Raw genomic sequence first — 13613 nt, 5'->3', positions numbered from 1 at the left:
GCGTCGGCAATCGGGGCACATGATGGACAGCGGCGCATCGCCCAAGCAAACCGAGTCGTTCCACGACGCACCGGAGGACGCGGCCTGGATCGACGTGATGGAGGCAGACGACCTGTGGATCGGCGATAGGGTCGAGGCGGAGAGCGTCGCCGGTCCGCTGCTGTTGATCAATCTGGCCGGCACCGTTTTCGCCTATGAAAACCGCTGCCCACATAAAGGCGGGCGGCTGGGCGATGGCGAATTCGCTAACGGCGTCATCGTATGTCCGATCCACCGCTGGGAGTTTTGCGCGCACGGTGGAGCCGGGATCAATCCTGCCGGCACACAACTGAAGCGGTACGCGGTGCGGATTGCGGACGGCCGCATTCAGGTTGCGTGGGAGCGGGTGTAAGGATTTCGTTGGGCGGGACGCGCAAACGCAGTGCGCCGATATTTCATCTGCGCACGTGCATGGCTAAAAGCACGATTCCTGCAACGAGCCCGCTGCAACCACCTCAATAAACGCATTGAAAGGGCGTGGTTTCGTGGCTCCGCTCATCATCACCTGCCATCCCGGCATCCCAGCCAGCGACCCCTCCCATTTCTGCAAGATTTGCGTGCTTTCCTGCAAACCGCACCCGGCGCGCTGTCGAAGTCAGCGAACCGTTTCCACAATGAAAGCGCGTCGAGCGAGCTGCATGATCCCATGCATGACCTCGCGCCCGCTTCGTATGGGCCGTGTTCGACGGACAGATACAGTGGATACCTTATGGTGCCGGTCCCCAAAATACCCGCAGACCTCGACGGCTTTCGCGTCGAATTTTTCAAGGAGACGCTCCGCGCAGACGTCGTGCTGGACCGGCCATCGTTCAATCTGATTTCGATGGCCCAGCGTGATCAGTTGCGTGCCACCTTCGAGGCGCTCGACGACGACCCGTCGGTGCGGGTGATCGTCGTACGTGCCGTGGGCGAGCATTTCTCGAGCGGCAGTTTGATGGAGGGTGTCATGGAAGCGCAGTCGGGGCAGGCATCCCGCGCCGCGTGGAATATGGCCGCGCCCGCACGTTGCAGCAAGGCGGTGATTGCCGCGAATCGCGGTTACTGCTTTGGGGCGGCTTTCGAATTGTCGCTGGCGTGCGATTTCAGAATTGCCACTGAGACCACGTTGTATGCGCTGCAGAAAGCGGGGCAGGTGCCGAGCGCGGCCGGATCGGCGCGTCTGCAAAAAATGGTGGGCATTGGACGTGCGAAGGAGATCGTCATGCGCTGCCGCGTGATCGACGGCGTGCAGGCTTACGATTGGGGCGTCGCGACCGATTTCGTCGTGGATAGCGAACTGGAAAGTTTCACCGACGACATGGTGCGCGAGCTTCTCGAGCTTTCGCCGCTCGCTCAACGCGCCGCCAAGCGACTGCTGAACGACATTCCGGAGGAGCCGCCGTCGCCGGAAGAATGAACCAGCGCGGCGAGGGCGTTATACCAAGGTGTAGTTGCAAGCCGTTTGCGCGATGACCCGTAACCCTTCGTATGGATTGCTTGCCGTGGCGCATCGGACTATCGTGAGTCTCCGGTGACCGCTGCGCCGATCGACCGGCACAATACGGAGGCGTCATGGCTGAAGCATCCACGAGTATCGAAATCGCACTGCCAGCCGATGAGGTGTGGCAACTGATTGGCGGCTTCGGCTCGCTACCAGAATGGCTGCCGTACATTCCGGAGAGCGAGCTTAGCGAGGGCGGACGTGTGCGCCATCTGACGAATCCGGGCGGCCAGACCATTGTCGAAAGACTGATTGCCTTCGACAATGCGGCGCGCAGCTACACGTATGCCATCCTGCAGGCACCGTTTCCGGTGCGCGACTACCAGTCCACGCTGAAGGTGGTCGAGCGCGGCAGCCATGACTGCCGGGTCGAATGGTCGGGCCGGTTTGTGCCGACGAGCGGAACTGATGAGGATGCCTCACGACTTTTTCAGGGCATCTATGAAGACGGTTTGAAAGCGCTGGCGAACGAGCTGGCGAAGCGGGCTTGAGTGTCACGCGCGGCGCCGGTACGACCAGCGCCGTGCGACGCTACGCTTAGCCGTTTAGCACCGCGGCGCCTTTATCCGCGTAGGCGCGCAGCAGATGATGGGCGATGGCGAACGGTTTGGGCGCGGACAGGCCGCTCTCGTGCGTACCGGCGAGCATGGCCGTGACTTCCGCGCGGGAAAACCAGCGCGCGTCTTCGAGTTCCGTGGTGTCGACGACGATGTCCGTATCGCTCGCCTGTGCAAAGCAGCCGATCATCAGCGACGAAGGAAACGGCCACGGCTGCGACGCGAAGTAGACCACCTGCGCGCATGTCACGTGGGCTTCTTCCATGACCTCGCGGAGCACCGCCGCTTCGGCCGTCTCGCCGGGTTCGACGAAGCCAGCCAGCGCCGAGTACATGCCCGGCGCGAAATGACGCTGACGTCCGAGCAGGCAGCGCTCGCCGTCGATTACCAGCATGATGACCACAGGATCCACACGCGGAAAATGCCGGGTGCCGCAGACGTCGCAGAGGCGTTGCCATCCGGCGGCCGTGACGCGGCTGGCAGAGCCGCAGTTTGCGCAAAACGAATGACGGCGCTGCCAGTCGAGCATCGCTTTGCCCTCGCCCATGATGCCGAGCGTGTCGGCATCGACGAGACCTTGCAGCGCGATCGAGCGCAGGTCGATGCGTTCGTGGGTCGTGCTTTGTGACGGGTCCACTGGTGGGAGGTCGAGCGCGGTATCGAAAGTAAAGCTGAGCGCAAAACGGCCGCTGCCTTCGCTGTCTTCACCGAGAAACACGCTGAGCGACGGTTCGCCAAAGGTCGCCGCTTCGCGTGCCAGAAACCACGGGTCGTGCTGACTGCCACGTTTGAGCAGAGGGACGTCGCCGTCGAAAACCAGAAAGCGCGCAGCCGGATCGCTGCGCAACCGTTCAATGAAGGCGCCGTCGTCGCGCTTTTCGGAGCGCCGCTCGAGCGGATTGCAGTTAAAGCCGATGGACGTGGAGCAGGAAGTCATCACCAGAATGTGTAAGTCGAGACCATCTGGAGTATGGCACGGGCGGCGGTTTGGTGTAGGGAGGCGTGCGGTTTGGGGAAGGGTGGGTTGCCCACCTATTTCCTGCACCGGCAGGCCTGAAACAGCACTGCCGGTGTGGGCGATTGCGTACGAGCGGACGGACGCTCAGGCAGCGGTGAGGGTGCTCGCCGCGAACGGATAGTCCGTGTAGCCGCGGTGATCGCCGCCGTAGAAGGTGTCGCGGTTGTACGGGTTGAGTTGCAGGTTATGGCGCAGGCGATGCGGCAAGTCCGGGTTGGCGATAAAATCGCGTCCGAAGGCGATCAGATCGGCGTCGCCGGCCTCGATTGCGGCTGCGGCCGTCGCGGCGTCAAACCCGCCTGCCGCGATGATCGGGCCGCTGAACACCTTGCGCAGCGCTCGCGAGGCAACCGGCTCCGCGCCTTCCTCGATCACCTGACTGCCGGCGACGCGCGGCTCGATGACGTGCAGATAGGCGAGGCCCAGCGCGTTGAGCTTTTCCGCGGCATGACCGAAGGTCAGGTTCGGGTTGCTGTCGGACATGCCACCGAAGGTGCCGCTCGGCGACAGACGCACGCCCACACGGTTCGCGCCGAACACCGAGACAGCGGCTTCGGTCGCTTCCAGCAGGAAGCGCACGCGGTTTTCCACTTTGCCGCCGTAGGCGTCGGTGCGCTGATTCGAACCGTCCTGCAGGAACTGGTCGATCAGGTAGCCATTGGCGCCGTGAATCTCGACGCCGTCAAAACCTGCGGCGAGCGCGCGCTGCGCGGCCTGGCGAAACTCGTCGATGGCCACCTTGATTTCGTTCAGCGTGATCTCGCGGGGCGCCGATGCCGGTTGCCAGCCGCTCTTCGTGTGAGCCATGCCTTCGAACGATACGGCCGACGGCGCCAGCGGTGCGTCACCGCCGGGTTGCAGGTCCCGATGCGATTGACGGCCGGCATGAAACAGTTGCATGAAGATCAGGCCGCCTTTGGCGTGCACCGCATTGACGACCTTTTTCCAGCCGTCGATCTGGCTATCTGCGTAGATGCCCGGCGCGCCGTGGTAGCCGTTGCCGCGAATCGAAACCGGCGTGGCTTCGCTGATCAACAGGCCGCCGATACTGGCGCGCTGCGCGTAGTACTCGACCATCAGATCATTGGGGATATCGCCGTCATCGGAACGCATACGGGTGAGCGGGGCCAGCACCACACGATGGGACAATGCGCGGGGGCCAATATTGAAGCCGTTGAAGAGCGTGGTCATGTTCAATCCTGATATGGAAGGATAACTAACTAAATGATGTTTTTCTGCAGCAGCATGAAACCGGGTGCTCGCTGCCTGCTGGACATCACCGTGTTGTGATTGCCTGCAGGTTCGCGATAAGCCGTTCGAATTCACCGCTTTCGCGTCACTGCCCTGGAGCGAAATTTAATCCCATCCGTGCAGAAGGAAAAAGACTTTGTGGGTGGGTGGCCATGCTTGCGAGGCATGCCCCGGCGCTGGAGCGGGCGGTGGTGGGCGCTGCCGGGCCATGGCGAAGGCGGCATTGGAAGCCGTGGCGCGTTGACGGTATGTTGGAGAGGGTATGGGTCTTACGCCGTGGTGACCGTTAGCGCGGGCGTTTCAGCCATCGCGCCGCAGCGTGGTCGAACGCACAGACTGCCGACGGTCTTCGTGGTCAGGTAGAGACGTTCGGACTCCTCCGGACCATCAAAAACATCCCCTTCAGACTGCGCACTGCGCAGCCACAATGATGAGTACATGGATCCATGAGCTGCCTTTGTGGTTGATGGCGCTCGTCACTTCCGGTGCGATCTTTCTCGTGAGCGCGACCATCCACTTCGTCACGGGGCGCCTCGCTGCCGGTCCATACGGCCGATCATTCAAGGCAATTTCACCGGGCTTGCTTTCGCCACTCGGCATCATGTTCGGCCTGTTTATCGCTTTCACGGCCTCGCAGGTCTGGAGCGATACTGCGCGTGCCACTGCCGCGGTCGCCACGGAGGCAAGCGCGCTGCGCTCGGTTGTGGTCGTGTCCGCGGTTTTGCCGGAGGACGCCCAGACCGAATTGCGCAGGATGATCCGGGACTACATCCAGTACACCGCGACGACTGAATGGCCGCTGGTGGCGAAGGGAGCCGTCACGCTGAACATCAGTCCGCCGACACTGAACAACGCGCTGCAGTACACGCTGTCCCTGCCAGTGGTTACGCCCGGACAGCAGACGGCGCAGCGCGAGGTCGCGGCATCCCTCGAGCAGGCACTCGAAGTGCGTCGTGAGCGCATCCTGATCAGCCGCAGCGAAGTGAATGGTGTCAAATGGTTATGCCTGGCTTTTCTGGCCGTGTGCCTTTTGTTCGCCATCGCCTTCGTTCATTGCGACAATCGGCTGACATCGGCGGTGGCAATCGGACTCTTTTCGGCGGCACTTGCCGCGACCTTTTTTCTCATCCTCTCCCATGATCGACCCTTTACAGGCGAGATCGCGCTGTCGCCGGCGCCCCTGCTGCAGGTGATGCCCGAGAATCGCTGAGCGCTGCCGGCAACTGCGGCCCGCGTCGGATGAGAACGGATCAGCGTGACTGCAGCTTGAATCCTTTGCCGCCGATACCGGCCCGGTCCACCGCCGAAATTCGGTTGCGTCCCTGGTCCTTGGCCTGGTAAAGCTGCGCGTCCGTGAGGTTGATGAACGCCATGATGTCGATGCCTTCGTTCGGCACCACGGTGCCCACCCCGAAGCTCGCCGTCACGCGCTGACCGTGCGGCGAGCGCAGATGCGCGATGGCTTCATTCGCAATCAGCGTGCGGCAACGTTCCGCGACGCGCATGGCGTCTTCGGCGTCGGTTTCCGCGAGCACCAGTACGAATTCCTCGCCGCCATACCGGCCGAGGAATGCGCCCGGTCCGGCGGCCTCGCCGAGCACGCGCGCAACGCGTGTCAGACATTCGTCGCCCTGCAGGTGACCGTAGTAATCGTTGTACGACTTGAAGAAATCAATGTCGATCATCACGAGCGAAAGCGGCTTGCCCGATGCCGCCGCGCTTGCCCATTCGCGCGCCATCACCGTGTCGAACTTGCGACGGTTGCCGACACCCGTCAAGCTGTCGGACAGCGACAGGCGTTCCAGTTCGCGCTGGAGTTCGGCAAGCCGTTCCTCCGTGCGCTTGCGTTCGCTGATGTCGAACATGAAACCGATCAGCGCGTCGACGTCGCCGTTCTCTTTACGTACGACGTGGACGACGTCGCGAATCCATACGTAGCCGCCGTCGGCGGTCAGTGCGCGATAGTCCGCTTCATGGTCGGTGCCGGCCTGCGACTGCGCGACGCAAAAATTCACCACGGACTCACGGTCGTCCGGATGCATGCGCGCGGCCCAATCCTCGACGGTTTTCCAGGTGGGCGGCGCGTAGCCGAGCAGCGCTTCGATCTGCGGGCCGATATAGGCGAACTGCATGGTCGCCCAGTCGATCTTCCAGGGGATGGCATGGGTGGATTCGAGCAGCGTGCGATAAACCGCTGGGTTGTCGTCGCCGAGCAGGCGCCCGGGCGGTGCAAGGCTTTCCTCGTGTCGCAGGAATGCGGCCTGAAGTGAACTGTCGGTCAAATCTCTGTCTTCCTGGCTCATCGTGATCGTCCAATAACGCGTCAGTGCATTATCGGCAAATCGCAGCCGCGCCTTTAACGCGTTGCGCAACAGCGATCACCCAAAGCCTCGACCTGCACGGTTTGCTGACTGTCGGACCGAAGCAGCGCGTCCGGCCCGACGCAAGCCATGATGCCGGGCTGGATCGTTTTTTACGATCGATCGACTTCAGACGGTCAATCTGAGCTGAGCAGCACTGAGCCCTGGCGATTTTCACGCTCCATATGCTCGATCGCATTGGCGAACTGGTCCAGATCGTAGTCGGCCGCCACCTCGAACTGTTCGGGCGCGGCGCGGCCGATCTCGATTGCCTCGGCCACATCCTCGCGGCGCTGTACGGCGGTCGTGTCCTGCATCCAGCGTGACGACGACACGCCCGTGAACATGATCTCGCGGGGCAGCGCGCTCAACGGGTAGACCACGGGCTCCGGCGACATTGCGCCGTACAGCAACACGGCTGCGCCGTCGCCCAGCAACGGAACAAAGTCATTCACCATTGCGCCGCCCACCGGATCCATCAGGACCTGAAGCGGTTGCGCTCCCGTCGCATGGCGAAGATGGTCAGGCCAGTCCGGATCGGCTGTCGAAACCACGGGCATGTCCGGGAACCGGTCGGAGAGAGCCTTCGCCCCCTGTGCGCTTCGCACCGTGCCCGCTACTTTCAGACCACGCCGATGCGCTGCAATCGTCACGAGACGTGCTACCGAGGAGCCGGCGGCGTTCAACAGAATCGGCGTCTCACGACCAGCATCCGGCACCGCGCGTTGCGCTGCCCGCAACAACATGAACGCAATCACAGCATTGGGGAGCATCTGCACCGCAATAGCGTCGGGCAAATCGTCCGGGATGGGTGTCACAAACTCGGCGCGCGCCTTGAGACGCTCAGCCCATGCGCCCGGGCTCGGATTGAAGATCACGCGCATACCCGGCTGCAGATGGGCGGAATCCGCGCCTTCGCCCACGGCCTCGACGATGCCCGCACCATCCGCTCCAGGAATCAGGAATCCGTGCGCCGGCAGCGGGATATTGAACTTGCCTCGAACCATCATGAGATTGCCGGGATGAAGCTGACGCTTCGTCACACGAATCACGACTTCGCCGGGGCCTGGCGGCGTCGGGTCAGGCAGCGTCTTCAGTTCAAGAACTTTTTCCGGCTCGCCGAAGCGAGTAAATGCGATGGCTTTCATTCAGTTTCACTCCACGTTGAAGGGGTGGAGCAAGGTTAGGCACTTTATTACGTCGTGATTAGGGGCTATTGTCTTGTTCTTGTTTCAAGCAAACGTTAGTAATCGGCGCGGGATATGGAGACTCTGGCAAACCTCGAATCATTCGTGAGAGCCGCGGAAGGCGGCAGCTTCGCGCAAGCCGGGCGCCGGCTGGGATTGACTGCGGCCGCGGTCAGCCGAAACGTGGCGATGCTCGAACGCAACCTCGGCATTCGGCTCTTTCACCGCTCGACGCGCAAACTCACGCTGACGGAGGCGGGCGAACGGTTCCTCATGTCGATTGATGGAAGTCTCGACGCGCTTCAGGTCGCCATTGCCGAAGCGGCATCGCAAAGCAGCGAGCCAGCGGGGGTTTTGAAAGTCAGCATGAGCCCGACATTCGGCATCATGCACATCCTGCCGTTGTTGCCGTCGTTTCTGGCGAGGTATCCGCTAATCCGCCCAGAGTGGCACTTTGAAAACCGGCCCGTGGATCTGATCGCCGAGAACTACGACGCCGCAATTGGCGGTGGCTTCGAGCTTGCGCCGGGTCTCGTATCACGGCCATTGACGCCGGTGCACGGCGTCGTCGTGGCCTCTCCGGCCTATATGTCCGGCCGAACGCAGCCGAGCGATCCGGCGGGGCTCGCTGCGTACAACGGCATCGTCATGCGCTCGCCCCGCACGGGGCGGGTCCGTCACTGGATGCTAAGGAATACGAACGGTGACGAGATCACCGCGGCGCTCAATGAAAGCATCGTCGTGAACGATCCCACCGCGATACGCGAGGCTGCGCGTCTTGGCCTGGGCGTGGCGTTGATTTCTCTGCTCGATGTGCTGCCCGACCTGGAGAGCGGGGAGCTGATCCGGCTGCTGCCGGACTGGCACGCCGATGTCGGCGAAATTTTCCTTTACTACGCTTCCCGGAAACTCATGTCGGCCAAGACCCGCGTCTTCGTCGATTTTGTGGTCAGCACGTTTGAAAGCCAGCGGCTGGCCTTGTTTGGCCGGTAGCGGAAAACTTCTCGCGAGTCGGGGCCGGTCTGCCGTCATCCAGCTGCCCGTTCATTCCATGATGACGTGCTCCGTCGTAAAGAAGTACTCGCATTTCGCGGGATCGGTGAATCGCTCTTCGTCGGGCTGGATGACGTTTCTGTACGAAGGCGAATTGGCGAAGGCATGAAAGCCGTCTATGTCATCGAACCAAAGCTGTACGATGCCGTCCACGTCACCCAGCACGGGGCCTTCCGGACGATCACCCGTGAGATGAGACTGTATATAGCGTCTCACGTAGCGCTTCGTATCGGGCTGGCTTGAGAAAAGTGGCGCGTGCACATTCTGCCAATGTGCCATGTACTGTTCGTGTGTCAGATCGGAACGGCGACGGCTCAAAATATAGACCTTAAGCATCAGATGCTCCGTACGCTGAGTAGAGATGTCTACTGTAGCGCCGCGCATGGGAGCAAGTATTCGTGCAAATCCAGATCTGTTTTAAAGGAAACTGAACAATCGGTCTTTGCTCGCGGTCGCGTACCACGCCGAAGAGAAGAGCGGGTCCAAATCCATGCGGCCGTCTTCGTGACAAAGAAGACGGCCGCCAAAGCAGCTACAGCGAACGCTGAATCGCCTGCCCCAGCAACTCGAGGCCAAGGTCGATCTCACTGTCGAGTACGGTCAGCGGCGGGGCAATCCGGAACACGCCGCCCATGCCGGGCAACTGCACGATGTTCATGCTGAGCCCGAGGTTCATGCACTCCCGGGTGATCTTTGCGCCAAGCTCGTCGGCGGGCTCCTTGGTCTGGCGGTCCTTGACGATCTCCATACCCAGCAGCAATCCGCGTCCGCGAATGTCGCCGATGCAGCCGAAGCGTTCCATCAAATCCAGCAGGCCCCGTTTGAGCCGCGCGCCCATCACGTTCGCACGTTCGACCAGTCCGTCGCGCTGAACCACGTCCAGCACCCGCAGACCGACCGCGGCGGGCAGGGGATCCGACACGTGCGTCGTGTAGAACAGATAGCCCAGTTCGTGGGCGCGTTCCTCGATCTGCGCGGACGTCACGACAGCCGCGAGCGGCAGACCGGCACCGAGTGTCTTCGAGAGCGTGAGAATGTCGGGCGTCACGCCGTCGCGTTCGCAGGCGAACATCGTGCCCGTGCGTCCGACTCCGGTTTGCGCCTCGTCGAGGATCAGGAGCATGCCGCGCTCCTCGCATTTGCGCTTGAGCGCCGCCATGTAGCCCGGTGGCATTTCGATGATGCCGCCGGAACTGAGGATCGGCTCCGCGATGAAGGCGGCGAGATTGCCGCTGGACTGTCGGTCGATGAGGTCGAACGCATAGTCCAGTTCCGCCAGGTAGTCGTACGCGCCATTGCCGCCAAAACGCGGCCGGTAGGTGAACGGGGCGGGGATCGCGAACGAGCCGACCGCGGCGGGCCCCACGCCCTTGCGTCCGGCGCTGTAGGTGGCCGACGCTGCCGCGCCCGTCATGCCATGCCAGGACTGGGCAAAACCGACGATTTCATATTTGCCGGTGACCAGCTTCGCCATCCGGATGGCGGCTTCGTTCGACTCCGCGCCGGTGCTGAGCAAGAGCGCCCGGTCGAGTCCGTCCGGCGTGATGTCGGCGAGGCGCGTGGCCAGTTCGACCACCGGCCGCGAGAGCATCCCGCTGAACAGATGGTCCAGCTTGCCGGCATATTCGTTGATCACCGACACGATGTCAGGGTGGCTATGGCCGAGCACCGCGCTCATCTGCCCCGAGGTGAAATCGAGGATGGCCCGGCCGTCCGCATCGTAGACGAAGCTGCCCTGGGCGCGCTCGATGATCATCGGCGCGAACGTGCCGCCATAACGGATCAGGTGCTGTCTGGCGTTGTGCCAAAACGTGGCGTCGTTGTTGCGGGACACGGGGCATCTCCTGGCAAGTGATGGGAATGACTTGCAGTCTAGGCGGCAGTCTGGTTTTATAGAATCGAATACTTCTGATGCGAGATAGAAATAGGGCTAATACCTTGGTGCTAATACCGTGGGGCTAATACCTTGAGGCTAATATTTTGAGTCTTTCACTCGAGATCGACCTGTTGCGTTCATTCGCCGTCATCGCCGAGGTGAGGGCGCTGAGTCGCGCGGCCAGCCGGATCGGCCGGACCCAGTCCGCGGTCAGTCAGCAGATGAAGCGGCTCGAAGAGATTGTCGATCAGCCGCTGCTTCAGCGCACCGGCCGCGGCGTCGTATTGACGGAACCCGGCGAGCGTCTGCTCATCCACGCCCAACGTATTTTGCGGCTGCATGATGAAGCGATGGCCGATCTGAGCGGGAAGGGGCTGTCCGGGAGCGTGCGCTTCGGCTGTCCCGACGATTACGCCGCCGTCTTCCTGCCGCCGTTGCTGCGGCAGTTTTCGCGCCAGCACCCGCAGGCGATCGTGGAAGTGGTTTGCGGCCCCACGCCACGCCTGCTCGAACAACTGAAGAAGCGTGCCGTGGACCTCGCGATGATCTCGCTGCCGCAAGACGATGCGAATGGCGACGTCATCCGTCGAGAGCAACTGGTCTGGATTGGCTATCCGGGCATGGACTCCACTCATTTCGATCCACTGCCGCTGGCGCTTTCCGATCCGGATACGCTTGACCACATCGCCGCTTGCGAGGCGCTGCAACGCGCCGGCAGGGCATATCGTGTCGCCTATGCGAGCAGCAGTCTTGCAGGGCTCACCGCGCTGGTTCGTTCAGGGCAGGCGCTGGCCGTCATGACAGAGACCGCCGTCCCGCCGGATCTTTGCGTACTCAGTGCCGATCCGGGGCTTCCGCCGTTACCCACGGTCGGCATTACCCTGAAGTTCCTGCGCGAGCGACCGTCGCTACTGACCGCGGCGTTTGCGGAGCACATCAGGTCGATGCTGCCGCTGCTGTGATCGAGATGTTGTGATCAAAGCGCTGTGATCGAGCTGCTGCGCGCGACGCTGAGTCTGGCGTGACGCGGCAGGGCGGGGCGGCCATCTCGGCGCGGCTGACAAAGGCCTCGAGATATGACGGTGACGATCGACTTCGAACTTTCCGACCGTTGATTTGCGCGGTGTCATCAGCACGGTAGCCGCTAGAATTGCGGTTTTAGTCAGGAACATGCTCCATGTCATTTGCTTCGCTCGGCCTGCTCGATCCCTTGCTGCGTAACTTGCAGGATCTGAACTATCAGACACCTACGCCGGTGCAGGCCAAGGCGATTCCCGTCGTGCTCAGTGGCAAGGACGTCCTGGCCGCGGCACAGACTGGCACGGGCAAAACGGCGGGTTTTGCGCTGCCGCTGTTGCAGCGGCTGGTGCAACACGGACCGGCAGTATCAAGCAACCGTGCGCGGGTTCTGGTGCTGGTGCCCACTCGCGAGCTGGCTGAACAGGTGCTGCAAAGCTTTATCGAGTACGGCAAGGGCCTCGACTTACGGTTTCTGGCCGCGTACGGCGGTGTCAGTATCAACCCGCAAATGATGAAGTTGCGCAAAGGCGTGGATGTGCTCGTCGCCACACCGGGCCGTTTGCTTGACCTCAATCGCCAGAACGCCGTGCAGTTCGATCAGGTCCAGACGCTGGTGCTGGATGAAGCCGACCGCATGCTCGATCTGGGGTTTGCGCGTGAGCTCAACGCAGTCTTCGCTGCGTTGCCTGCTGAGCGTCAGACGCTGCTGTTCTCCGCGACGTTTTCCGATGAAATCCGCGCCATGGCAGCGCGCATTCTGCGCAGCCCGGTCAATATCAGCGTCAGTCCGCCCAATGCCGCCGCCAGCAAGATCAAGCAGTGGGTCGTGCCGGTAGATAAACGGAACAAGCCCGATCTCTTCATGCACCTTGTGGCCGCGAACCATTGGGAGCACGCGCTGGTGTTCGTCAAAACCCGCAATGGCGTGGATTACCTCGCGGCCATGCTGGAGGAAGCGGGCTATTCGGTCGACACCATCCACGGCGACAAACCGCAACCCGCGCGACTGCGTGCGCTGGAACGCTTCAAGACGGGCGCAGTACGGATGCTGGTCGCCACCGATGTGGCCGCGCGCGGACTGGATATCGACGACCTGCCGCTGGTGATCAACGTTGATCTGCCGATCGTGGCGCAGGACTACGTGCACCGTATTGGCCGAACTGCGCGCGCGGGCGCGAGCGGCGTGGCGGTGTCCCTTGTGTGCGCCGATGAGGCGCCACAACTGGCCGCGATTGAAGCGTTGATCCGGCAAACACTGCGACGTGAGGAAGAGCCGGGTTTTGAAGCAGAGCACCGCGTGCCGGAAACCAGCGCGACTGGCGAGATCATCAAGAAACCTAAAAAGCCCAAGAAACCCAAGGTCTCGCAGGCTGCGGTCGGCGCCATGCCGGTGCCGGGCAAAACACGCAGCCCGCAAGATGGGAAAAGCAAACATAAGCCGGCGATGCCACGCGCTGCGGCCGAGCCTAAAGGCACACGGTCGGCCAGCGGTAGCCCATTCAGCGTGCAGAAGCCACGCGGTAAGCCCGCTGGTGGGCGCGGCAAACGGCAGCCTTGAAGGCGACGACCTGCAGCCATCATCGAGCGCCGGAGATTTCTGGAGGGCGGAGACGGAGTGCTGCTCGTATCCGTATGGAAATTGTATTTGACATAATATAAATTATCAACGTTTTGGATGTAAGGGCTATATCCTAATGTCGTGTTCTGGCTATTTACAGATGTCGGGTTTTGCAACTGGCGTCATGCTGGACGCTCGCGCTCAGACTGCGGGA

The 13613-nt window shown here is 62.0% G+C and carries 13 protein-coding genes; 7 read left to right on the top strand and 6 right to left on the bottom strand.

Features of this window, described 5'->3' with window-relative positions; genetic code table 11:
- Nucleotides 1-19: 19 nt before the first annotated feature.
- From D0B32_RS21600 to D0B32_RS21590, 3 genes are all read left to right on the top strand, one after another.
- Nucleotides 20-391, top strand: a complete 372-nt coding sequence (locus tag D0B32_RS21600; RefSeq protein WP_117336348.1) for a Rieske 2Fe-2S domain-containing protein — start codon at nt 20-22, stop codon at nt 389-391.
- A 357-nt stretch (nt 392-748) separates the two neighbouring features.
- Nucleotides 749-1435 carry an enoyl-CoA hydratase/isomerase family protein gene (locus D0B32_RS21595; RefSeq protein WP_117336347.1) on the top strand — a complete coding sequence of 229 codons (687 nt, stop codon included), beginning with the start codon at nt 749-751 and terminating at the stop codon, nt 1433-1435.
- A 155-nt stretch (nt 1436-1590) separates the two neighbouring features.
- A complete protein-coding gene (locus D0B32_RS21590; protein ID WP_117336346.1) occupies nt 1591-2010 on the top strand; it encodes an SRPBCC family protein in 420 nt (139 codons plus the stop codon).
- 46 nt (nt 2011-2056) lie between these two features.
- Here the strand turns inward: D0B32_RS21590 and nudC are convergent, their stop codons facing one another.
- A complete protein-coding gene (gene nudC, locus D0B32_RS21585; protein WP_117336345.1) occupies nt 2057-3013 on the bottom strand; it encodes an NAD(+) diphosphatase in 957 nt (318 codons plus the stop codon).
- A gap of 165 nt (nt 3014-3178) precedes the next feature.
- Complete coding sequence (locus tag D0B32_RS21580) at nt 3179-4285, bottom strand: alkene reductase (protein ID WP_117336344.1); 1107 nt, start codon at nt 4283-4285, stop codon at nt 3179-3181.
- 559 nt (nt 4286-4844) lie between these two features.
- Here D0B32_RS21580 and D0B32_RS21575 point away from each other — a divergent pair.
- Nucleotides 4845-5555, top strand: a complete 711-nt coding sequence (locus D0B32_RS21575; protein WP_259295087.1) for a DUF4239 domain-containing protein — start codon at nt 4845-4847, stop codon at nt 5553-5555.
- Between the two features lie 40 nt (nt 5556-5595).
- Here the strand turns inward: D0B32_RS21575 and D0B32_RS21570 are convergent, their stop codons facing one another.
- A complete protein-coding gene (locus D0B32_RS21570; RefSeq protein WP_117336778.1) occupies nt 5596-6648 on the bottom strand; it encodes a sensor domain-containing diguanylate cyclase in 1053 nt (350 codons plus the stop codon).
- Between the two features lie 194 nt (nt 6649-6842).
- Nucleotides 6843-7853 (bottom strand): alcohol dehydrogenase catalytic domain-containing protein, encoded by a 1011-nt coding sequence (locus tag D0B32_RS21565; RefSeq protein ID WP_117336342.1) that lies wholly within the window; start codon nt 7851-7853, stop codon nt 6843-6845.
- 114 nt (nt 7854-7967) lie between these two features.
- Here D0B32_RS21565 and D0B32_RS21560 point away from each other — a divergent pair, with 114 nt between their 5' ends.
- Nucleotides 7968-8885 carry a LysR family transcriptional regulator gene (locus D0B32_RS21560; protein ID WP_117336341.1) on the top strand — a complete coding sequence of 306 codons (918 nt, stop codon included), beginning with the start codon at nt 7968-7970 and terminating at the stop codon, nt 8883-8885.
- A 51-nt stretch (nt 8886-8936) separates the two neighbouring features.
- Here D0B32_RS21560 and D0B32_RS21555 read toward each other — a convergent pair whose 3' ends face one another.
- Nucleotides 8937-9281, bottom strand: coding sequence for an EthD domain-containing protein (locus tag D0B32_RS21555; RefSeq protein ID WP_181969868.1), 345 nt, complete (start codon nt 9279-9281; stop codon nt 8937-8939).
- A 196-nt stretch (nt 9282-9477) separates the two neighbouring features.
- Nucleotides 9478-10779, bottom strand: coding sequence for an aspartate aminotransferase family protein (locus D0B32_RS21550; protein WP_117336339.1), 1302 nt, complete (start codon nt 10777-10779; stop codon nt 9478-9480).
- A gap of 146 nt (nt 10780-10925) precedes the next feature.
- Between D0B32_RS21550 and D0B32_RS21545 the strand changes: the two genes are divergently transcribed.
- On the top strand, nt 10926-11783 hold the full coding sequence (locus D0B32_RS21545; RefSeq protein ID WP_117336338.1) for a LysR family transcriptional regulator: 858 nt from the start codon (nt 10926-10928) through the stop codon (nt 11781-11783).
- 215 nt (nt 11784-11998) lie between these two features.
- On the top strand, nt 11999-13399 hold the full coding sequence (locus D0B32_RS21540) for a DEAD/DEAH box helicase (RefSeq protein WP_117336337.1): 1401 nt from the start codon (nt 11999-12001) through the stop codon (nt 13397-13399).
- Nucleotides 13400-13613 lie beyond the last annotated feature (214 nt).

It is taken from the genome of Paraburkholderia sp. DHOC27, from assembly GCF_003429005.1.
Taxonomy (GTDB): domain Bacteria; phylum Pseudomonadota; class Gammaproteobacteria; order Burkholderiales; family Burkholderiaceae; genus Paraburkholderia.
Note: the sequence above shows the minus strand (reverse complement) of the source record. Positions and strands in the feature narration are given on the sequence as shown.